Origin of the sequence: Hallerella sp., assembly GCF_022776125.1 — a bacterium.
GTDB lineage: Bacteria > Fibrobacterota > Fibrobacteria > Fibrobacterales > Fibrobacteraceae > Hallerella > Hallerella succinigenes.
The window spans coordinates 22,327-43,690 of record NZ_JALFIA010000080.1 but is presented as its reverse complement, the minus strand read 5'-3'; the positions used below and the strand labels follow the sequence as shown (position 1 = coordinate 43,690).

The window sequence follows — 21,364 nt, the reverse complement described above, 5'->3', positions numbered from 1 at the left end:
ACCTAAATTCCGATGTCATCCACCGAACCGAAGCCCATGCCGCCATCCGGGCCCGCTTCTTCTTCGGGAATGTAGTTGTCGAAACGCGTGTACTGCGGAATCCAAGTCAGGTCAATGTCGGCCGTTGCACCGTTACGGTGCTTTGCCACGAGCAGTTGAGCCTTGTTCTTATCCGCTTCATCATGGCTACGGTAGAACGGACGTTCAATGAACCACACCATATCAGCGTCCTGTTCGATAGAACCGGATTCACGCAAGTCGGAAAGTTGCGGACGAGCTTTGATACTGCGAGCGGCATCCGCACGTTCTTCCGTTTTACGGGAAAGCTGAGCAAGAGCGATAACCGGGATTTTCAAATCCTTCGCCAGCACCTTCAATCCACGGGAAATCGCACCGACGGCGACCGCACGATTTTCTTCCTTGCCTGTTTTCATCAGCTGCAAGTAGTCCACAATCACTAGGTCCAAGCCAACCTTGCGTTTTAAACTTCGGCACTTGGAAAGGAGTTCCATAATGCCCAAGTCCAAGTTGTCATCCACGTAGAGCGTATTCGACTGCATAATCCGGCTTGCCGCGCCCGGGAGCTTTGCAAATTCATCCTGGTTCAAATGGCCCGAACGGAACTTGGAAAGTTCAATTCCCGCCAAGGAACAGATAATACGCTGCATCAACTGTTCTGCGCCCATTTCCAAGCTAAAGAACGCGACATGCTTTCCGTAGTTCACACTGGAATTCGCCGCAAGGGTCAGCGCAAAAGCGGACTTACCCATACCCGGACGTCCAGCGAGAATGATCAAGTCGGAAGGTTGCAAACCGTTCGTCAAGCGGTCAAGATCCGTAAAGCCTGTCGGGCAGCCCGAGAAACCGTCCTTACGCATTTCCACGGCTTTTAAAATTTCTTGCACGACTTCACTTGCCGGGCGCAGGGAATTCTTCACCTGCTTTTCAGCAAGTGCCATCACGGAGCCTTCGAGCTTCGAAATCACATCGTCCGGTTCCGCCGTCGGATCCTGCGCCTCGCGGATCGCTGTCGTCGATACGTTAATCAGGCGGCGCATCACCGCCTTTTTCTGAATGATTTCTGCATGGTAACGAGCATTCGCGCCGCTCGCCACGGATTCGATCAGCTTCAAGAGATATTCTCTTCCGCCTGCCGCTTCGAGCTTGTTCTCTGTTTCAAGCGCGTTGCTGAGCGTCACCACGTCGATCGGCGTGTTGAACTGGGAAAGCCTCTGAAGCGCTTCCCAAATAATCTTGTGACGTTCCTGGAAAAAGTCCTCGGGATCGAGCAGCGAAACCACGTCCGAAAGGACGTTCGGGTCTTGCATCACACCGCCGAGGAAAAACACTTCCGCTTCGACTGCCTGGGGTGCTGCTCTACCGCTGTACTCGTAATTTTCTTGTTCCTGATCCATTCTAAACCTATTTGGAATTTAACCAAAAAATCCGCACTTCGGAATTTGAATTTTCCAAGTAACAAGCTTCAGCTGGCGACTCGTGAGCATTTCTTCCGGATCGATCAGAGCCGTTGCCTGGGTCTTTGCAAATTCAAGCGGTTTTCCGCCAAAGTCCACCACTTTCACGTTATTCTGCGAAAGAGCCTGTTTTAAGAGTTTATCACCAAAGAAGATGACCGTCTGCGGCTCCATCAGCAAAACTTCCTTTTCGAGCATCTTCTTCAAAACAAGAGCGACCTGCGGAAGTACCATACGGGAAACCTGCTTTTTGCAGAAGTACGTCACCCCAATTTCTTCCGGCTTGACATTCAAGCCTCCGAACATGCGAGCGACCATTTCACCCACATCGGACTTTGCATAACCGTTTTCGAGATATTTCGGAAGCGGAGAATAAACAACAAGCAGCAAGCGCGGTTTGTTCAAGTTGCCTTCACCCCGAATGAACGGAGTCTTGGCATAAAGCTTTTCAGCCGCCACGAGCTCGTAAAACTTTTCAAGGGAATCCGCCTTTTCGTAAGCCGAAGGAACGGCGGATTTTGCCGATTCCGGAATCTCAATCTTCGCAGTCGGCATTAAAGCCGGACGTGGCTTAGGAGCAGGGGCTGGACGTGGAGCAGCCGGTGCAAAGCCCGGCGTAAAATTCGGAGCGGGCTTGGGCGGCGTGAACTGCACAGCAGGCTGCGCCTGCAGCGGAGACCAAGCCCAAGGTTCATCCGAATACAGTTGATCCGAATCCAAATCGATCTGCGCACGGAGATAGTTTGCAAGTTCCGAAAAATCAGGCATCGAACGCCTCCCGCTTGGCACTCACCAACTTCACCACATCCTCGGCGAGTTCTGCCTTGGAGCGCATCAAAAGTTCCGGCACAGGTTTTCCCTTTTCGAGAATCGCAAACGGAACGCGGTCATAGCCAAAACCCGCACCGTCCACGACAGGCGTATTCAGCACCAAAAAGTCTGCACCGCTCTTGGAAAGTTTTTCTTCGCCGTGTTTTTGCACATCATCGGTTTCAAGTCCAAAGCCGACAATCACCTGTTTTGCGGCCTTATTTTTGACCGAGTCCCGCAAAATATTCGGATTCGGTTCGAGTTCCAAAACGAGCTGGCCGCGGCTATCCTTGATCTTTGTTTCCGATACATGCTTTGGACGGTAATCCGCCACCGCTGCGCAATGGACAATCACATCCATCTTCGACTGGGCAGAAAGAACGCGGTCATACATATCCTGCGAACTTGTCACCGGAACATCGAAAACGCCGAACGGCACTTTCACATTCATCGGACCGTGTACAAAGAATACGCGGTAACCCGCCTTCAAAAATTCATTCGCCAATGCGACTGCCGTCTTTCCGCTAGAACGGTTCGATATGTAACGTACCGGGTCAATCGCTTCTTCGGTACGACCCGCCGTAATCAAAACAGATCCCATCTTCGCTTCAGATTCCGGCGTATAGAATCTCAAAGCGTTGACGATTTCCGCGGGTTCCATAAAGCGGCCCGGGCCCATTTCGCCACAAGCGAGTTCCCCCGCCGGAGATTCCAAAATATGCGTGTCCGCAAAAGAACGGAGCGTTTCCAAATTCTTTTGCACGGCATTCGAAAGATACATCGCCGTATTCATCGCCGGGGCAATCCACTTGTCACCGGTACTTGACATGTAGCAAAGAGAAATCGGATCGTCCGCAAGGCCGTTCGCAAATTTTCCAATCGCATCCGCCGAAGCAGGCGCCACAATGTACAGATCCGCCCACCGCGGAAAATCAATGTGCTGGAAAGGACGTCCTTCCGGGTTACCGTCTTTCGTGTAAACCGGGCACTTGGAAAGCGAAGCAAAAGAGAGCGGAGCCACGAACTTTGTCGCCGCTTCGGACATCGCGACGCGCACTTCCGCACCTTCCTTTTGAAGCAAGCGCAAAAGTTCACATGCCTTATACGCCGCAATGCTTCCCGTGACACCCAAAAGGATTTTCTTTCCCGCTAAAATCATTTTGCGGCTCCTTCCTTTGTGCGCAACTGACGCAAATATTCAACAACGGCAAGGCCCGCCTTGGCACCTTCGCCCACAGCGACCGCCACTTGCAGAATTCCACCGAGGCAGTCTCCCGCAGCAAAAAGGCCGGGAACCGTCGTCATCAATTTTTCATCGACAACCAGCTTGTTCGACTGCACGGCCGCACCGGTCTTGCGGGCGAGATCCGCAGCGCTAGCCGTTCCAAGGGCCACAAAAATTCCATCCACCGGAATTTCCTTGCCGCTTGCAAAACGGATTTTCTGCACATGGTCGTCGCCTTCGACGGCGACGATCTTTTCTTTTTCCACGGCATATTCCGCAGGAATTTCCACCTTGGGTTCTTCGCCCAGCGTACAAATGGAAACCTGGGCGGCAAGCGGCAAAAGTTCCTTGGCTTCAGAAAGGGCATAAGCGCCGCTTCCTAAAACCACCACGTTCTTTTTGCGGTAAAAGAATCCATCGCAGACAGCGCAATAGCTCACGCCCTTGCCTTCAAAAGCGTCAAGGCCCGAAACAGGCGCCTTCGCACGCACAGATCCAGCGGCGACCACAACGGACTTCGCCAAAAATTCCCTTTCGCCATCGGCGCCTTTCACGCGCGCATGGAACTGGTCAGCAAACATCAAATCCAAAACTTCACCCGTAAAGATTTCGGCGCCAAGGGCCATGGCCTGGGCTTCCCCACGGCGTTCGAGTTCTGCACCCGTAATCGGTTCTTCAAAACCGTAATAGTTCGCAATCGCATGCGCACGGGCAAGTGCACCCGTATCCTTTGCGACGATCAACACCGATAGCCCAGAACGCAAAGCGTACAGGGCCGCCGAGATTCCCGCAGGGCCTTTTCCAACGATCAACACGTCAAAGTTATTCTGCATAATGGACCTCTGCCGGTTCTAAGGCTAAAGACTTTCCCGACTGCATGGCGGCATCAAGCTTTTGAGACTTGTCTATCGAAAGCCACCAGTACACCGGTATGCTTTCATCTTCACGTCCAAACTTCGCATAAACATTCTTCGGCAAACCAAAGCGATTCCAGTACAGAATGCGGTGGAAGTCGCACTGCCACATCAAAACGTACGGAACGATTTCCGTCAAACGCTTGTCCAAGGCTCGAAGAATTTCATTGCGCTTCGCAAGATCGAATTCGGTTTTCTGCAATTTCACAAGACTATCGACAACCGCGTCCTGCAAACCGGTCACGTTGTTTGTACCCGGATCGTTTGCCGTTTCGCTCGACCAGGAAGCTTCCGGATCTTTCAAACGGGAACTTCCCCACGCGATCCAGTACATGTCAAAGTCCGCATCGTCCAAGCGTTTGCGGAGCGTGCTCTGCGACATCTGTTCGATTGAAACCTGAATGCCCACCTTCTTGAGTGCTTCCTGATAGAGCGTCAAATGGCGCATATCTTCGCTTGCGGTGATGAACGTGATTTCAAACGGCTTGCCGTCTTTTTCTAGCATGCCCTTTTCACCCGGAACATAACCCGCTTCGGCAAGGAGCTTTCGCGCCGCATCCATATCGAACGGATAATTCAGCGACGTCGGATTTTCATGATTTTCCCAAAGGTCCGGGTAGTAGCTGTTGAGCAAGAAGTACTGGTTGTACATATACTTTTCGTTCATCAGCTTGCGGTCCATCAGGTAAGAGAGAGCCTTGCGAACGCGCACGTCCTTGAACTTATCGCGGCGCAGGTTCATCGCCATGCCCTGGAATCCGATCGGTTCACGGTTAAAAATGCGCTGTTTCACAGCCCAGCCTTTTTGCACGGCGTCAAAGTCCGTCTGTTTAATCCAAATGGAAGACGTGTAAATCGCATACGCGTCGAGATCGCCTTTCTTAAAGGCTTCGAGTGCCTTGGTGCGGTCTTCCATAAAACGGTAACGGATCTTTTCAAAGTTGTACTTGCCGCGGTTCCAGTTCTTGTGGAAGCCCCACCAGTTCGGGTTGCGGGAAAGTTCCACGTAGCGATCTTCACGGAATTCCGAAATCTTGTACGGGCCTTCCACCACCGGGAACTTGTAACGGATCTGGTTAAAGTCCTGATCCTTCCACACGTGCTTCGGGAAAGCCACAAGGCCTGCCGCTTCCCAGAAGTTCGCCCAATGCACATCCTTCGCCGTGATCGAAATCGTGAGCGAATCGAGAATTTTAGGACGTTCAAAACGGGAAAGTCCCACCTTGAAAATCGGCGTCAGATTCTTCGGATCCATGATGACATCGTAGTAATACTGCACATCTTCGGCGGTGATCTGCACACCGTCGCTCCACTTGGCGCGCGGATCGATATGGAATGTGAAAGTCATGCTGTCCGCAGAGATTTCCCACTTGTCCGCGAGAATTCCCACCGGGCGTTCTTCCGTTGTGTGCAGCGACACGAGCGGTTCAAACATCAGGCTCATCAGGCCCGCGCTAAAGCTGTTGTAATCCTCCCACATGTTGAAGGACTTCGGCATCGCCGAACCCCACAGGCGAATCGACCCACAAGCCACTGCAGACGTATCTGCAATCGGGTCAAATTCCCCATCCGCATCCGCCGGGTACACCGTCGATGCCGGGCAGTTCACCGCACCTTTCGAAGCGGACTTTTTGTCCTTGGAAGATTCCCCGTTGCAAGCCGAAAGGCTCGCTGCGAGCAAAACGCCCACGGTCAAAAGCACAAAGCAAGCTTTCACAGAAAATTTCATTTTTTCCCCTTCGCCCGAGCTTTCGCGCAATCCTTTTCCGCACGGGCGATCGATTTTTTCGTTACCTTCGGCGGTTTCACGTTTAACAGAGCTTCATTCGTCTTTGCGGCTTCTTCTTCCTTGAACTTTTCCAAAGCGATCTTCGCCGCTTCCTGCTCCGCTTTCTTCTTCGAAGCACCCGTTCCACGGCCGTATTCCTTGTCCTGGAACATCACCGTCATCTCAAAAACCTTGCAGTGTTCCGGGCCCGATTCCGAAACGAGTTCGTAATCCGGATGTGGAAGCGCTCTCGCCTGCATATATTCAAGCAGGGCGCTCTTGTAATTGATAAAGTCCGCTTCCGAAACCACCTGCTGCACATTCGGGAAAATGTGGCGGTTCAAAAAGGCTCGGCAATGCTTGATATCGCTATCGAGATAGATCGCGCCGAGAATCGCTTCAAAAGCGTCCTCCAAAAGGCTGTCGCGGTCGCGACCGCCATTCTTCGCTTCGCCCTTGCCTACGCGCAAATAGGTTCCCAAGTTCCAGCTGCGGGCTATTTTCGTCAAAGCTTGACCCGAAACGATTACGCTCTTCATCTTCGAAAGATCGCCTTCCGGCAAATGCGGATAAGTCTTGTACAGGTATTCCGTCACGAGCATATTCAGCACAGAATCGCCCAAGAATTCCAAGCGTTCATTGTTTTCCCAATAAGGGATTTCCTTATCCGAAAGCCATGAACGGTGCACAAGGGCATGCGCCAAAAGTTCCGGATTCTTAAAGGTGTAACCCAGACTGTTTTCTAAATCGTTTCCCGACTTCTTGCGGAACCACAAAAAGATGCGGTGGATGACATTCTTGTCTTTCTTTTCCATATAGGAAAAGATAAAAAATAAGCCTCTCCCAGATGGGGGCGAGGCCTTATCACTCGGGATTTCCTTTAAAAAGCAAACAGCTCTTTTGTCACGCTGCCTCATACAAGGATTTGCACAAGGACGAGTTTGACAAAAGAGCTGCGCCGAACAGTCGAGAACTTACTTGTTGAGCTTGTTCTGGATGTAGGAAAGAACGTCAGAAACCTTGATGAACTTTTCTGCATCTTCATCGAGGATTTCGATGTCGAATTCGTCTTCGAGAGCCATCACGAGTTCAACGCGGTCGAGGGAATCAGCGCCGAGATCGTTCACGAAGGAAGCTTCGCGAGTCACGTCTTCCGGCTTGACACCGAGCTTTTCAACGACAACAGCCGTAATTTTCTTGAGAAGTTCTTCTTCAGTCATTTTTAACTCCATTTGAGGTTTTGTGAAAAATTAGAAACTTTTTTTAAAATATCAAGCTCCAAGGCCGCCATCGACACCCAGAACTTGTCCAGTGATATAGCTAGCTTCATCGGAAACGAGGAAAGCGACCGCGTTTGCGACGTCCTTCGGTTCACCAATGCGCTGTACCGGAATGGCATTCTTGTACTTTTCGAGGGCTTCCGGGGCGATTTTTGCCGTCATATCGGTACCGATAAAGCCCGGTGCGACCGCATTCACGGTAATGCCACGAGCAGCAAATTCCATCGCATTCGTCTTGGTGAGGCCAATGATGCCCGCCTTGGAAGCGGCATAGTTCGCCTGACCCGCCTGAGCGCGAATGCCATTGATGCTTGCCATGTTCACAATGCGACCGGAACGGCGCCCCATCATGTGACGGGCGACAGCGCGCGTGCAGAGGAACGCGGAGCGAAGGTTCGTGCGAATCACGTCGTCGAAATCCGCATCCTTCATGCGCATCATCAAACCGTCACGGGTAATGCCCGCATTGTTCACCAGAATATCGACCTGGCCAAAAGCTTCGAGGATCGCCTTGAAGGTGGCCGCCACCTGATCTGCATCCGAAACGTCGCAAGCAAAGCTCTTTACTTCAGAGCCCGTTTCCTGCGCAATCTGTTCTGCGATTTCAGGACGTTCCTGCGTCGAAATCACAGCGACGCGTGCCCCCTGAGCGGCGAGCGTCTTCGCAATTTCGAGACCGATGCCACGGGAAGCACCCGTAACAACTGCAACTTTACCTTTCAAATCAATCATAGTTTTCCTTAAGCTTTGAGTGCCTGTACGGCTTCGACAGATTCCACCGCGGTGAACTTCACTGCGCGGTCGATCTTGCGCTGAAGACCGGCGAGGACGTGACCGACACCCACTTCCACACCGGAAGTCACGCCGAGTTCCTTAATCGCGTATGCCATCGACTGATTCCAACGGACCGGGCTCACGAGCTGACGCACCAAGAGATCCTTGATTTCAGCACCGCTTGTCACCGTCTGAGCCGTCACGTTTGCAATGAGCGGTTTCTGGAGATCGTTAAACTTTGTGTTCGCAATTGCGTCGGCAAGACCCGCCTGAGCGCTCTGCATGAGCGGGCTGTGGAATGCACCGGAAACGGCGAGCGGAACAGCCTTGACGCCTGCAGCGCCGCAATTGTCCACGAGAGCCTTCACAGCATCGACTTCACCGGACACGACGATCTGGCCCGGGCAGTTGAAGTTTGCCGGAACGACAATGCCGACATTCTTCACAGCGTCGCAAAGTTCCTGGATTTTGTCGTCGTCAACACCGATGATTGCAGCCATGGAACCCGGATGTTCCTGACCGGCCTTCGCCATCAAGGAACCGCGGAGACGCACAAGCTTCAAGCCGTCTTCAAAAGAGAAGCCGCCAGCAGCGCAGATTGCGGAATATTCACCGAGAGAGTGACCGGCGACGAAATCGAAGTCAACGCCTTCCGACTTGAGAACTTCAAGAACCATCATGGAAGAGACGAAGAGAGCCGGCTGAGTGTTCGCCGTAATCTTCAAATCTTCTTCCGGACCTTCGAACATCACCTTCGAAATCGAAAAGCCGAGAGTATCGTCAGCCTTTTCGAGGAGCTGCTTCGCCGGAACGAAAGATTCAGAGAGAGCCTTGCCCATGCCCACATACTGTGCGCCTTGGCCCGGAAAAACAAAAATTGTCTTAGACATAGTTTACTCCAAGATACATTAACTAAGTGCTTTGCGACAACAAAAAATCGTCCGAGAACGAGATGTTCCGGACGAAATCTTAAACAGTTGTTCAATAAAATCCAAATCCGAAGTCTGTTCAGACTGACCCAAACGGACCAAGAACAGATTTGAACTTTTCATCATTAAGCTTCGATACCTGCGAGCTTCTTGCCGATCTTTTCCGGCACATTGTTCGCGGCGAACGTATAGGCAACCTTAATCGCCTGTTCGATAGCCTTAGCATCGGAACGACCGTGGGCAATGATACCGGTACCCTTAAGACCGAGGAGAAGAGCTCCACCCGTGTTACGGTAATCCCATGCTTCGTTAAACTGCTTACCAGCCGGAGTGTCAATCACGCCGAACGTCTTGGTATGCAATTCAAAGAAACCTTCATACATCTTCAGAAGAACGTTGCCGACGTAACCGGAGCAGACAACGACATCCGCTTCGCCGAGAAGAACATCACGGCCTTCGATATTGCCGATAAAGTTCACCGGGGCATTCTTCAAAAGCTGGTACGCTTCCTGAACGGAAACCGGACCTTTCTTTTCTTCTTCGCCCATGTTCAAGAGGCCGACCTTCGGATCCTTGATGCCGAGATAAGATTCTGCAAAGACAGAACCTGCGAGAGCAAAATCTCTGAGGACGTTCGGCTTTTCATCCACGTTGGCACCTGCGTCCACGAGAACGCTGCGGCCCTTGGCATTCGGGATAATGCAGCCGATAGGCGGACGGGCGAAATCTTCGCTCGTACGGCCGAGAATCATGAGGCAGGATGCCATCATGGCACCGGAGTTACCGGCAGAAACGCTAGCCTGGACGAGACCCTTCTTCTGAAGGCCCACGCACATCACGAGACCGGAGTGCTGCTTCTTGCGGAGCACTTCAGTCGGATGTTCGTCCATAGCAACGAGTTCAGGGGCGTCTACAACCTGGATCAGCTTACCTTCGTAACCGAATTCTTGGAGCTTTGCCTTGACCTCGGCCTCAGGACCGCACAAAACAATCGCAAACTTTCCTTCAGAACTATTGACCGCGTTGATGGCTCCCTGGACAACCACGTCCGGAGCGTTATCACCGCCAAACGCATCAAGAGCAATGCTGATCATGGTGTGTAAACTCCTATCTAATTCTTAAAAATTAGTCTTCCTGAATGTGAACGACTTCTACGCCGTTGTAATAACCGCAGACCGGGCAAACGCGGTGCGGACGCTTTACGGAACCGCAATGGTCGCAAGTAGCGAGAGCCGGCATCTCGATCTTCCAGTGCGTACGACGCTTGTCACGACGAGCAGTAGAGGTTTTTCTTTTTGGTGTTGCCATTTTTGAACTCCTAATCGTTCGGCTTAAGGTTCCGGAATCATCCGTTCGGATGTTCCATCTTGGCCTTAAGCGCTTTCAATTTTTCCCAACGAGGATCTTCCTTCGGTTTTTCCGACTTTTCGCCGATTTCCCAAACGAAGGCCTTGTCCGGATCGTCCTTAACCGGATGGAGGGGTTCCTGGAGAATCACCAGTTGCCGAACACATTCGGTCACATCTACGTGGTCCTGAACCTGCGGTACGCGGAATCCAAAGATTTCATCGTCCGAATCGTCCAGTTCCTGCTCTGCCAGTCCCGAGGTGAGTTCCACCCAAAAGCTAATCGGCGTCTCAAACGGATGGTCGAAGAGCTCGAGCGTGCGAGAGCATTCCAAAATCTGTACCCCAGAAAGAGTCCCCGTGAGCATCCACTTGTTCGAATCTTCGGGGACGACCGTCAATTCAACTTGAAGCGGACCCTGGATACGGAGTTCTTCAAAAACGTTCGCATCGGAATTATCCTTTACGAAACTCGCCTGCAAAGAACCTTCACAGGAAGCAATTTTTGAAATCTCAATTCTCAAGGTAGCGCAAATATACTAGAAAAAAATTATTCAGTCAATAAAAGGAGGCAAAAAACACCTTCAAAGGGGATCTTTTCCGGCTATTCCTCGCTTTCAAACGCATCGTTTGCGGTCGTCGGAGGGGTGTAAGTGATGCCCTGGAACTTCAAAGTATCTCCATGAGGCAGGTTCACCCGAATGCTCTTGACGTAATCTGCAGGGTCAAATTTGCCCGACTTGAGATTGCGGATTACCAGTTCGTCGCCCGAATAGAAGACGAGATCCTGGTAGTCGGACGGCACATTCACCATGGTGATGGAGTTGCAAGAACTGACCGTTTTAAAGTTACTGGTTCCACGAAAACCGACTCGAATGCTGTACGCCCAGCAGAGGGTATCCTGCGTGAATGCGCCTTCTGCAACGAGGAAGACCGAGCCGAGGAAGTTCGAAGTTTTTGCAAGGGTCACCGTCGAAACATGGAGCGTGTCTTTTGCTTCTTCCAAATCGTCCTTGTCGATGTAGTCCGAAAGGCCCATGAGAACGCCGCCCGCAGAATCCTTGCTGCGGAATTCCACGCGGAAGCTGTCTTCGATCAAATCAAAAGCCGGAGCAGCCACACGCCAGACGCCCATCGAATCCGTGACAGCCTGCGTCACAAAGGCTGCGCTATCCAAAACGCCAAAGCCGTAAAGATCCGTCACTACATGGACCGAAACGCCCTTCGCCGGCTTGCCGTTTGCGTTCTTGACGACGCCCTGCAAAATCTTTACCTGGGTCGGTTCGTTTTGCGAAGCGTCCCAGCGCAGCTTGCCGACATCCAAAGTGTCACCGGCAGAAACCATCACCGAAAGCTTACGGATAATCGTCGAATCCGCATAGCCCGAGGAGCGGAGCTTTGTAATCACGCTCGAATCCGCCGGGAGGATCGTCAAAGAGTATGTGCCTTCCGGAAGAGCGATCTTAAAGGAATCCGGAGCGAAAACGTCGATCGAGAACGTCGTCGAATCGAGTTGTACCCTAAAGTGCGAACCTGCGAGGAACGAGGCGTTGCCCGTATATTCCAGTTCGCCCACCACCAAGGCCGATTCGCGGAGCTTTACGCGCAGGCTGTCTTCGCTCTTGGAAGAGACATGGCGAATAATCTGCGTTTCGGAGAGTGTCGAATCGTTTGAATGATAGCGGAATTCAAAATTCACCGTATCGGCAATGGTGCTGTCGAAAGCAAAGGCGCCGAGCGAATCCGTTTCCGTTTCAATAAAGTCCAAAATAGAAGCCGAACGAGCCACGACCTGGCGCACCGAGATCCCGCTTCTTGCAGAACCGTTGGCAAGGGTCACCGTACCAGCGATCGTGTTTTCCGTATCGGTCGCGGTCCCTGCAACCTTGTCGGAACAAGCCAAAAAAACGAAAGCGCCGAGGAGAAGCGCGAAGATGCGCAGACTAATCTTCATCATCGGAATCTCCTTCGGTTTCATCCATTCGAGCTTCGTTCTCCTGGAGAGCTTCGAGCTCCTTCGAGAGCGGGAAGAATTGGATATTCAGTTCACAGATCATCGACTCGTGATCGTCCGAGCGGACGATGTCGACCACTTCCTTACGAAATGTATCAATTTTATGGATGATGCGTTCAAGCCCTTGCGGAGAAACGCTCATCGTCGTGCACGAAACGTTACGACGTTCGGTACTGTAACGGTCCACGGCAGCCTTGCCGAGGTCCATCATTTTCTTTTGGAAGTCGTGAACGATAAACGGTGGAATTTCTCGGCCACTGGTGATTGTCTTGTTGACAGAGCGCCAAAAACCGTTTTCTTTTTCGATAAGGCCGAGATTCGAAAGCAGCTTGATCGCCTGCTTTGCTTGCGGAACCGTAATGCGCGGGTTGAGGAACAGGGCGAGATCCTGGTAGTTGTCCGAAACATTCAAAACGGACAGAGCCTCACGGACGGCGACATAGTACCATTCCTTATAATATTCTATCTGCTGACGGGAGAGCGCCTTGGTCGTACGCGGAAGAAGGGCGGACATTTTTTCAAAGATGACCTGCTTCGATTCCGGGGTTTCCGCATGGGTGAAGTCCACCATCAAGCTGAAATAGCGGCCTTCCTTTTCGGAAAGTCCAAGCGCATGGATGAACTTGGGAACCATTTGCGGGGTCAAAGACTTACGGCCCTTCACAAGATCAAGATAGAATCCGCTGGACGTGTAGCCCGCTCGCTTAGCGAAAGCGCGATACGAAAAATACCGTTGTACGGACTTACGGTACTCGTAATAATCCTGCAGGTACTTTCGATAATTGTAATAGGCGAACACGTTCATAGCGCATTAAAAAATATATTTTCTCCTATTTTTTGGGAACACCTAATTGTGCAAAGATTTTGTAAGTTTTTAGCGAAATTTCGTTAAAAGAACAATTTGGGAACACTTTTGGGAACAACCCCTCTACTCTTCGCGCGATTTTTTGTCTATTTTCAAGGAACACCCAATCCCATCCCTAGAATCGCGATCTATCAAAAGGTCGCGATTCTTTTTTATCTTGTAGCGCGATGAACGCTCTCAAGAACATCCTTTTCAAGATTCTGCGTCTGATCGGCATTTTCGCTCTGATCTACGTTTGCCTTCTCCTTTACATGGTTATGTCGGAACGCCGCCTGGCGTTCCCCCGTGCAGAAATCGACGACGCTTCCGAATCGGCGCTCCGTGACAACGCCGTCCTTTGCCACGTCGAAAACGACAAAAAGCTTCAGGGCTGGATCCTGAACGATTCCCTGCCGACAACCGCACTGTACTTTGCCGACCGTGGCGAAGATGCGGCGACCTTCCTCGCCAACGCAAAGAGGATTTCGGGATTTCGACTTGTCACGTTCAACTACCGCGGTTCCGCCGGGAGCGAAGGAACGCCAGGCGAAAAGTATTACGACTCGGACATTCGGGCAATGGTCGGCTGCGCCCATTCAAACGACCTTATCTTCATCGGTCATGGCACGGGAGCGATCGCCGCGTACAATTCTTTTGCAAGCGGGCTTGGCAAAGGAGCCCTTCTCGTTGACCCTGCAGAGAGTTTTAGTTCCGCTTTATCGGCACGTTACCGAATTTTCTTTCCGAAATTCCTGAGCAGGACCCATTCGCGGATGATTTTTAGCGATGAACAATCCAATCCGGCGACCGTCATCGCAGACGACCCTCGTCGTGGTGAACTTGTACGCAATTTATTGAACAAGCATTCTAAAAAATTTACCTTGGTCGAGCGAGAAGGCAATTCTTTACTGGAAGTCATGCAGGCCGAGCTTACAAAAATAAAAACAAAGTAACACTTATCATCTTGTCCCATTTCGGTGAATTTTTTAATATTAGTCCTGTGTACCCCAAAAGGTGAGGTTTAGTGTTATGGATAGCTTTAAAGCTAGAATGGATATCCGTGGTTTTCTTCGCTTCTCTAAAGAACTCGCGGAAAAGTTCAAACTCAAAACAGCCGTTTACGCAGATCTGATGGTGGATAAGGTCGGCGGTCGAATCGCCATTATCCCGACGAGCAAGCTCAAGGCAACATCCTTCCGCATTCTCCCGTCGAACGGCACTTATCTTCTGTATCTCCGTGGCGCAATGAACGTCGTCGGCATGAAGGTCGTTTCGGGAGACGTCGAACTCACGAAAGAAGACGACAAGATCATTTTCCAGAAGAAAAATTCAAAGAAGACCGGTACGTGGGAACTCTTCGCCTGCCGCAATTCCGCAGGCCTTCCGATGATTTCTATCGATGCCCGCGGAACGATGATCCTCGACAAGCGTTGCATCACCGCTCTCAACACAATAAAGAATTCGACGGCGACTCCGGAATTCGATCCCAAGAAAAAGACATTTAAATTAACTTTCGGCAAGAAGGGCCTGCTCAACATCCGCACCATCGAAAGTCACGCCAGTCTTTCTATGATGGGGACGTTCCACTCTTTCGGCGTCAAACTTCCGGAATCTCATGTGCGTTACTGCGTCCAGATTTCGGGAAACGTCATGACTTTCAAACTATAGGGGTTCAATCATGTTCGAAATTTTCAAGGCGTTTTACCCCGTCCATTACAATTTCGGCGCATTTGCCCTGCTATTGCTCTTGTTCGTGATCTTTTTGCTGACCAAGAAGAATTTCAAGTGGGCAATCATCTTCATCATCGTTGACATCGCCTTCAACGTATTCATCTATCACAAGACGGCTCACCGCGTTTGGATCATTACCGAAACGCCTGCCGCACAGAATGAATGGGACACTCCGACTCCGAAAACTTACAAGTTCTCTGCTCCGGACAACTGGGTGATCGAAGGCGAAAACGGCGAAAAGATGCACTGGTGCTGGGTGGAAACCTGGGCGGAAAAGTTCCTGAGCTTCGACTTTGTCGATAGACTTTGGGGAACGAACAAGGCGAAGCAGCTTCGCGGCGCTTCCGAAGAACGCTTGGACCAGTAAGCCTTTAAATTTTCGATCGACCTTTACAAAAAGTCCGGGTGCGCATCCGGACTTTTTCTTTTGCCATTTTTCTTTGAAGTTTTGGAAGCGCTTACTTTTGAAATGGGACAACAGAAATTTCGCCGTTTTCAAGCTTTGCATAATTCAAATGGAAAAGCCACTGCCCCGGGGAAACGACCTTGCCTTCTGCGTTTTCCCAAATGCCTGGAATATGGTGATGCCCGTGAACGCAGATGTCGCAGTGATTGTCTCGCATTCTTTCGGCAGCGGCATCGAGATACGAGAAAATGTCGATAACGCGGTCCTTGCCCGCCTTACGGCTATTTCTGCCGACAAAAGTTGCAATGTCCATGCCCAAGTCCGGATGGATTTGACGGAAAAGAAATTGCGCCCATTTGGCGTCGATCAGTTTTCTCGCGGCGCGGTACCCCTTGTCTGCCTTGGCGACACCGTCCCCGTGCATCAGGTAAATATCATGCCCCTGAATGTTTTTTGCAACGTAGGTACGGTGAACTTGTACGCCAAGTTCCTTCGAAAAAAAATCGCCCAGCGCAAAGTCGTGATTGCCCGTCAGATAATGTACTTCCGTTCCGGAATCCACTAAGTCTCCTAACACGCGGTAAAGCGGCATGTGTCCGCGAGCCACGTAATGGCGGTACTCGTACCAAAATTCAAACAGATCGCCGACGATAAAAAGGTGCGACGCACCGCCAATCATTCCTTTTAAGAAATGAACAAGAGTTTCTTCGCGATCTTCGATGGATCCGGGAGGATTCACGCCGAGATGCGCATCCGAAATGAAGTAGGCGACTTTGGTTTCCATATTTTGAAATCTAATAATTCTAATTTTAAGGGGTGAAATTTTGGCTTTGCATCTTGACCGTTCTTCTCTTTTCCGCTTGCGCGCCTAAGCTTTACCATGCGGATTTTTCGGCAGATGCCTCTGCAGATAAAGCCTTTGCTTCGCCCGATTCATCCGCAATCCATTTTCACGCCCGCGAAAACGGCAAAACGGTCGAATTCCCGGAACGTTTACAGACCGCCTATGCGCAAGGAATACAAGACGCCGTGCCGAACGGCTGCACCTTAGAGCTTTCTTTCGACGGAAACGTGGAAGAGCATTATGCGAGCCTCTGGTACTTGGGAATCCTTGTCCTTGCTCCGCTTTGGCCCGCCATGCCGCGTGAAGACGACATTTTCCTTTCGTTGCATTCTGAACTTGTCTGCGACAGCGTGAGCGTGGAACGTGCAGAACTTTTGGAAGAAGAACATCCGCGCCTTTTTTGGTACGGTCCATACCGCGGCGGATACATGCAGGAACGCGCCGACATGATTCACAGAAAGCTGATCGCACGTTTAAGACAGTCCCTTTTGCAAAACACCCCAGTGGATGAATCCATCCGCTCGGACATTTACTAAAATTCAGACTATGCATACACTTTACGTTGTCGCCACTCCGATTGGAAATCTTGAAGACATGACCTACCGCGCCGTGCGCATTTTAAAAGAAGTGCCGCTCGTGCTCGCCGAAGACACCCGTCATTCGAGACTTCTGTTTGACCACTTCGACATTCACACGCCGATGGAAAGCTATCACGACTTCAACAAGGAAGAAGTTACACCGAAATACGTGGAATACCTGAAGAACGAAGGCGACATTGCGATTATCAGCGATGCCGGAACTCCAGGCATCGCCGACCCTGCATTTAACCTGGTACGCGAATGCGTGCGTGAAGGCATTGATGTGCGAAGCGTCCCAGGTGCCTGCGCCATGATCAACGCCCTCGTTTCGAGCGGCATGCCGACCGACCGTTTCCGCTTCGAGAACTTTTCTCCGAAAAAGAGTGCCCAACGTTTGCACTTGCTTGAAAAGCTCAAGGAAACCGCCGACTCGACACTTATCTTTTACGCAAGCCCGCACAACCTGGTCAAGTTTATCGGTGAAATCCAGCAGGTCTTTGGCGAAACGCCTATCGCCCTGATGCGCGAGCTGACCAAAAAGTTTGAAGAACACCTGGTGGCGACACCTTCCGAACTTTTGGAACATTACAAGAAGTGCAATCCCAAGGGCGAATACGTTCTCCTGTTCCATCCGCAAGGTAAGGGTGGGTTATGATTTTTTTCCTTTTTATCCAAGCAGTCCTGAACATTGCGCTTGTTATGTCCGATCCGGACATGGAAGGCATTTACCTTTTTAAGGCTCAACTGATTCCATTTCTCTGCGCGCTTCCCTTTATTTTCAAACGTGATTTTCGAAAGAATTTTTCAAAGATGCTTTACAGTTACTGCGGCATCGGATTCCTTTCGCTTGCGATCGATTACGCGCTTCGTTCCCACGTCGGTCTGATTCAGCTTGCCACGGTCTTTGTACCTTTGGCGCTTTACGGACTGTTCCATTTTGCCGTTTGGAATGTGCAACGCGCTAAAGAAAGATTCTCTTTAGCGGCTCTGGCGATGAGTTCGCTCAGCTGGGGACTTTACGCCTTTGCATTTCCGCCACTTCCTCTTGGTCCGGGTGCCCTCGTATTTCTTGTGCCGTGGTTCATTGTGCTTCTGCGCTCCAATATGCAGACAGCTCTTTTCGCTTCGTTCTGGTCGGGCTTCATTTACAACGTCATCAATTACTATTGGATTTACAACGTGATGAACGTGGGACCGGCCGTTTTGATCATGATCGGTCTAATTCTCTTGATTTCTTACTTCAGCGTTTACAATACAATCGCCGCGGCGGTTTTTGTGAAAGCCCGCGATGTAAAAATCAAGGGCATTCCTGTTCTGCTCATTCTCTTCCCGCTCTTTTACGCGGGTCTTGAAATGACGCGGAGCATTGGAGACTTTAGCTTTCCGTGGAGCCATCTCGGGTACGCCTTGGGAAATCAACTTCCGCTGTTACAGGCACTTTCGATCATCGGCATTTTTGGTTACACAGCCATCATCATCGCAAGCAATGTGGCGGTCGCCGAAGCCTTCGTGAAAGGCAAAAAGTTTTTGATTGCCGCACCGGTTGCGATTTTTGCCTTGCTCTTTGGATACGGAAGCTTTGTGCTTTCTAAACCGGAAGCGGCTCCGTTCTATATGGAAAACGAGGCAGAAGCCCCGAAGGTTGCGGTTGTTCAGCCGAATATTCATCAGACGAACAAGTGGAACAAAGCCTACTACGATTCCGTCGTGTCCAAGACTTGGCAGATTGTAAACGACAGCGTCGATTGGAAATCCGGAGACTTGGACCTGGTCGTTCTTCCGGAGACCGCGATTCCCGACTTTATAAGGTTCCGCAGCCGTGAAAAGCTTTGGCTCAAGAACCGTATCAAGGGAACGCAGACAAGTCTCTTCATCGGAGCGTTGGACTTTGACCGCGAAGGAAAACCGCCACGTCCGGTAAACCTTTACAACAGCGGTTTCCTGTTCCGCCCCGACGAAAAGAATTACACGCGCTACATCAAAACGCACCTGGTGCCGTTTAGCGAAAGGCTCCCCTTCGATGACGTGTTCCCGATTTTGAATTACGTGGACGTTGGGCAGGGCAACTTTGTTCCCGGCAAGGAACGCCCGGTCTTTGAACCGTATTTCTGGAGCCCGTTCATTTGCTACGAAACAATCTACGGTGCCGAAGCCAGACGCTCCATCCGTAACGGCTCCCGCCTGATGGTAGACATCACGAATGACGGCTGGTTCGGGAAAAGCACCGCCGCAGCCCAGCATTTGAACCAGCTACGTTACCGCGCCATCGAAAACGGCTATCCGATTGTCCGTTGCACGAACACCGGAATTTCCGCATTCGTCGACCAGTACGGCCATGAAGATCTAAAAACAGAGCTTTACACGGAACGCGTCATCACACGTCGCATTCCTCTCCGCTCCCGGGATACTCTTTATTTCCACATAGGCGATGCAGTCGAGTATGGACTGCTCGGATTCTTCTTTGCCTATCTTGCGGCGCTGTTTATCCGATTAAAGACATGGGCCAGTGCCCAACCTTAGGGCGCACAGTCACCTGGGCGCCATTCAAAAGGGATTTCGCCGCTTCGACAGCCGGAGCGGTAACCCACTCGTCATCCTTGCCGAAGCGTACTTCGCAATTCGGCACAGATACCGGTTCTTCTATTTTGGCTTCCGCCAAATATTCGAAGCCCTTGGCAATCGATTCCGGTTTGATCTTTAAAGCGGTCTCCATCCAAAGATCCTGATTGACTTCTTCGGAAGGGCCAAAGAGATCTAGTATTCCCTGCAGAGCGACCTTTGGCATCTTCTGCACTTCCTTTGCCATCAAGAGCACTTGCTTTTGAGGCCAGGCGTCTTCTCCATGGCAAAAGTCGAGAATCGGAGCGAGCAAAATCCACTTCTGGTTCGCCGGGCGATTCACCAAATTTTTCAACATGACCAAAGCCGAAAAATCGATACCGACAAGCACATCTGCATTTTTCACAGCCGACAGCGAATACAGATCCTGCAAAACAGGAACCTCCTCCGCATAAGAAATAAATGTGTGTTCAGCGTCCAAATCGACCACGGAAAGTTCATCTTCCCAAACGTTCAAATCCGAAGCCAATCCAGAAAGCCACGTCCAATTCGACATAAGCTATCCTCGCATTAAAATCATTCTTTGAAAAAAAGATATAATCATCTTTTCTGTTACGCAACATTTTATGTGATGTACGTAATAAAAACGCCGAATCCGGAGTTCAAAACGGTCCATTTCGGAATAATCGTTTTGCACAATTTCTCTCGTAATTTCGATCTTTTATAAATTTTGCCTTTAAAATATGACTTCCGCAACAAATGAAAGAATCGGTTGGATAGATGAATTCAAAGGCTGCGTGCTTCTGCTCGTGTGCCTTTTTCATGTGGAGCAGTCCTTTACAAGCATCGACATGGGACTGTCCCACGCAAGCGCATTCCGCATGACCGCCTTCTTTTTTATTTCGGGAGCCCTCTTTAGCACGCGCCGGTTTCCGACCTTTGTTAACTATACAAAGCACAAGGCGAAGGTTTTGCTGTTGCCGTATGGACTGCTTTCGCTTTTATTCTTAGCCTTGGATCCGGTGCTGTACAACTTTGAGCTTTATTATCCACGCTCTCCCAAGATGATGCTCCTCGGGATCGTTCCCGACATTCAAAATGTATGGCAGTATATCGGTTGGAACCTGTTCAAGATTTTTGTCGTCGGAAAATCCTCGGTCGGGTCCGGGCCTATTTGGTTTGTGTTCAATCTTTTTTGTGTAAGCGTCGCATTTTACCTGCTTCAAAAAATCACCCGGGGACACTTTTGGAAAACCTTTTTGCTCGCGGTCCTAAGCCTTATCGCCGGATGGGTGATGAACCGTTACCAGGTACACTTGCCCTTTGGATTTGAACGGGTCTGTACAACGCTCTTTTTCTTTGCCTGCGGATCGCTTTGCAAAAATGCGATTATCGCTCTTGGAAAACAAAAGTCTTGTATTCTCGTTTTCGTTGCTGCAGTCTCTATTTGGCATTATCTCTTTTTTGAAAATGCGAGCCCGTGGTTCAGTATCATGAACAACCATCTCGGAAAAAATATCGGATCCTTCCTTGCGAGTTCAGGCTTTGGAATTTTATCGCTCGTTTCCGTGTTTTTGCTGATGGACCGTTTGCCCGCTTGGAAAGGCTTTGCAACCGCCAAAGGAATTCTTCGAAACATTTCCCGCAACGGCCTCATTATTCTCGCCGTTCACTGGTGGATTCTACTCGTACTTCGAATCGTTTTCAAAGCGGAACTCGACAAGCCTGAGCTTGCCTACATTTCGATTCCAATCGTCATCATAGGCGTTATCCTTGCAATCCCGCTGTTCCGTTGCAAATTGTACCGCTTGATTTCCAAAGAAAAAATCAGTGCAAAAGAAAGCCTTTCCATTCACTGAAAAGGCTT

General features: G+C 50.6%; 23 protein-coding genes. 7 read left to right on the top strand and 16 right to left on the bottom strand.

Annotated features, from left to right (window positions below; translation table 11 throughout):
- Positions 1–2: 2 nt before the first annotated feature.
- From dnaB to MR847_RS09575, 14 genes are all read right to left on the bottom strand, one after another.
- A complete protein-coding gene (gene dnaB / locus MR847_RS09640) occupies positions 3–1,415 on the bottom strand; it encodes a replicative DNA helicase (RefSeq protein ID WP_106520340.1) in 1,413 nt (470 codons plus the stop codon).
- 18 nt (positions 1,416–1,433) lie between these two features.
- The gene (locus MR847_RS09635; protein WP_287723628.1) at positions 1,434–2,243 is read right to left on the bottom strand and encodes a hypothetical protein; all 810 of its coding nucleotides are present in this window, start codon (positions 2,241–2,243) and stop codon (positions 1,434–1,436) included.
- A complete protein-coding gene (coaBC, locus tag MR847_RS09630; RefSeq protein WP_287723627.1) occupies positions 2,236–3,444 on the bottom strand; it encodes a bifunctional phosphopantothenoylcysteine decarboxylase/phosphopantothenate--cysteine ligase CoaBC in 1,209 nt (402 codons plus the stop codon). Before coaBC ends, MR847_RS09635 begins: the two co-directional genes overlap by 8 nt.
- Positions 3,441–4,343 carry an NAD(P)/FAD-dependent oxidoreductase gene (locus tag MR847_RS09625; RefSeq protein WP_106520343.1) on the bottom strand — a complete coding sequence of 301 codons (903 nt, stop codon included), beginning with the start codon at positions 4,341–4,343 and terminating at the stop codon, positions 3,441–3,443. The genes coaBC and MR847_RS09625 overlap by 4 nt, the downstream gene beginning before the upstream one ends.
- Complete coding sequence (locus MR847_RS09620) at positions 4,333–6,153, bottom strand: extracellular solute-binding protein (protein ID WP_106520354.1); 1,821 nt, start codon at positions 6,151–6,153, stop codon at positions 4,333–4,335. Before MR847_RS09620 ends, MR847_RS09625 begins: the two co-directional genes overlap by 11 nt.
- On the bottom strand, positions 6,150–7,007 hold the full coding sequence (rnc, locus tag MR847_RS09615; protein ID WP_157797863.1) for a ribonuclease III: 858 nt from the start codon (positions 7,005–7,007) through the stop codon (positions 6,150–6,152). Before rnc ends, MR847_RS09620 begins: the two co-directional genes overlap by 4 nt.
- Before the next feature lie 159 nt (positions 7,008–7,166).
- Positions 7,167–7,412: an acyl carrier protein gene (acpP, locus tag MR847_RS09610; RefSeq protein ID WP_100424930.1), complete on the bottom strand. Its 246-nt coding sequence runs from the start codon at positions 7,410–7,412 to the stop codon at positions 7,167–7,169.
- A gap of 51 nt (positions 7,413–7,463) precedes the next feature.
- Positions 7,464–8,204, bottom strand: coding sequence for a 3-oxoacyl-[acyl-carrier-protein] reductase (gene fabG, locus MR847_RS09605; RefSeq protein ID WP_287723626.1), 741 nt, complete (start codon positions 8,202–8,204; stop codon positions 7,464–7,466).
- A gap of 8 nt (positions 8,205–8,212) precedes the next feature.
- Positions 8,213–9,136 carry an ACP S-malonyltransferase gene (gene fabD, locus MR847_RS09600; protein ID WP_100424932.1) on the bottom strand — a complete coding sequence of 308 codons (924 nt, stop codon included), beginning with the start codon at positions 9,134–9,136 and terminating at the stop codon, positions 8,213–8,215.
- Between the two features lie 164 nt (positions 9,137–9,300).
- Positions 9,301–10,269 carry a phosphate acyltransferase PlsX gene (plsX, locus tag MR847_RS09595; RefSeq protein WP_100424933.1) on the bottom strand — a complete coding sequence of 323 codons (969 nt, stop codon included), beginning with the start codon at positions 10,267–10,269 and terminating at the stop codon, positions 9,301–9,303.
- Positions 10,270–10,300: 31 nt separating this feature from the next.
- Positions 10,301–10,483 carry a 50S ribosomal protein L32 gene (rpmF, locus tag MR847_RS09590; protein WP_100424934.1) on the bottom strand — a complete coding sequence of 61 codons (183 nt, stop codon included), beginning with the start codon at positions 10,481–10,483 and terminating at the stop codon, positions 10,301–10,303.
- A gap of 37 nt (positions 10,484–10,520) precedes the next feature.
- On the bottom strand, positions 10,521–11,003 hold the full coding sequence (locus MR847_RS09585) for a YceD family protein (protein ID WP_241899442.1): 483 nt from the start codon (positions 11,001–11,003) through the stop codon (positions 10,521–10,523).
- A 122-nt stretch (positions 11,004–11,125) separates the two neighbouring features.
- Entirely contained in the window at positions 11,126–12,478 is a 1,353-nt protein-coding gene (locus MR847_RS09580; protein WP_287723625.1) for a hypothetical protein, read from the bottom strand.
- Positions 12,465–13,340 (bottom strand): TIGR02147 family protein, encoded by an 876-nt coding sequence (locus tag MR847_RS09575; protein WP_100424936.1) that lies wholly within the window; start codon positions 13,338–13,340, stop codon positions 12,465–12,467. Before MR847_RS09575 ends, MR847_RS09580 begins: the two co-directional genes overlap by 14 nt.
- A 227-nt stretch (positions 13,341–13,567) precedes the next feature.
- On the opposite strand from MR847_RS09575, the gene MR847_RS09570 reads away from it, so the two are divergent.
- The 3 genes from MR847_RS09570 to MR847_RS09560 all read left to right on the top strand — a co-directional run bounded on the left by MR847_RS09570 (position 13,568) and on the right by MR847_RS09560 (position 15,477).
- The gene (locus MR847_RS09570) at positions 13,568–14,332 is read left to right on the top strand and encodes an alpha/beta fold hydrolase (protein WP_100424937.1); all 765 of its coding nucleotides are present in this window, start codon (positions 13,568–13,570) and stop codon (positions 14,330–14,332) included.
- Between the two features lie 76 nt (positions 14,333–14,408).
- A complete protein-coding gene (locus MR847_RS09565; RefSeq protein ID WP_277002790.1) occupies positions 14,409–15,047 on the top strand; it encodes a hypothetical protein in 639 nt (212 codons plus the stop codon).
- Between the two features lie 10 nt (positions 15,048–15,057).
- A complete protein-coding gene (locus MR847_RS09560) occupies positions 15,058–15,477 on the top strand; it encodes a hypothetical protein (RefSeq protein WP_277002787.1) in 420 nt (139 codons plus the stop codon).
- 91 nt (positions 15,478–15,568) lie between these two features.
- On the opposite strand, the gene MR847_RS09555 is transcribed toward MR847_RS09560, so the two are convergent.
- On the bottom strand, positions 15,569–16,300 hold the full coding sequence (locus MR847_RS09555) for a UDP-2,3-diacylglucosamine diphosphatase (protein ID WP_287723624.1): 732 nt from the start codon (positions 16,298–16,300) through the stop codon (positions 15,569–15,571).
- Positions 16,301–16,332: 32 nt separating this feature from the next.
- Here MR847_RS09555 and MR847_RS09550 point away from each other — a divergent pair, with 32 nt between their 5' ends.
- Genes MR847_RS09550 through lnt form a run of 3 tightly spaced genes read left to right on the top strand, consistent with a single transcriptional unit; the run spans position 16,333 to position 19,458 of the window.
- Complete coding sequence (locus MR847_RS09550; RefSeq protein ID WP_287723623.1) at positions 16,333–16,896, top strand: hypothetical protein; 564 nt, start codon at positions 16,333–16,335, stop codon at positions 16,894–16,896.
- Positions 16,897–16,906: 10 nt separating this feature from the next.
- Positions 16,907–17,593 carry a 16S rRNA (cytidine(1402)-2'-O)-methyltransferase gene (gene rsmI, locus MR847_RS09545; RefSeq protein ID WP_100424941.1) on the top strand — a complete coding sequence of 229 codons (687 nt, stop codon included), beginning with the start codon at positions 16,907–16,909 and terminating at the stop codon, positions 17,591–17,593.
- Positions 17,590–19,458: an apolipoprotein N-acyltransferase gene (gene lnt, locus MR847_RS09540; RefSeq protein WP_287723622.1), complete on the top strand. Its 1,869-nt coding sequence runs from the start codon at positions 17,590–17,592 to the stop codon at positions 19,456–19,458. Before rsmI ends, lnt begins: the two co-directional genes overlap by 4 nt.
- Here the strand turns inward: lnt and MR847_RS09535 are convergent.
- Positions 19,421–20,053, bottom strand: a complete 633-nt coding sequence (locus MR847_RS09535) for a hypothetical protein (protein ID WP_277002777.1) — start codon at positions 20,051–20,053, stop codon at positions 19,421–19,423. The two genes, lnt and MR847_RS09535, sit on opposite strands and share 38 nt — an antisense overlap.
- A 187-nt stretch (positions 20,054–20,240) precedes the next feature.
- Here MR847_RS09535 and MR847_RS09530 point away from each other — a divergent pair, with 187 nt between their 5' ends.
- Positions 20,241–21,356: an acyltransferase family protein gene (locus MR847_RS09530; protein ID WP_287723621.1), complete on the top strand. Its 1,116-nt coding sequence runs from the start codon at positions 20,241–20,243 to the stop codon at positions 21,354–21,356.
- Positions 21,357–21,364: the final 8 nt, after the last annotated feature.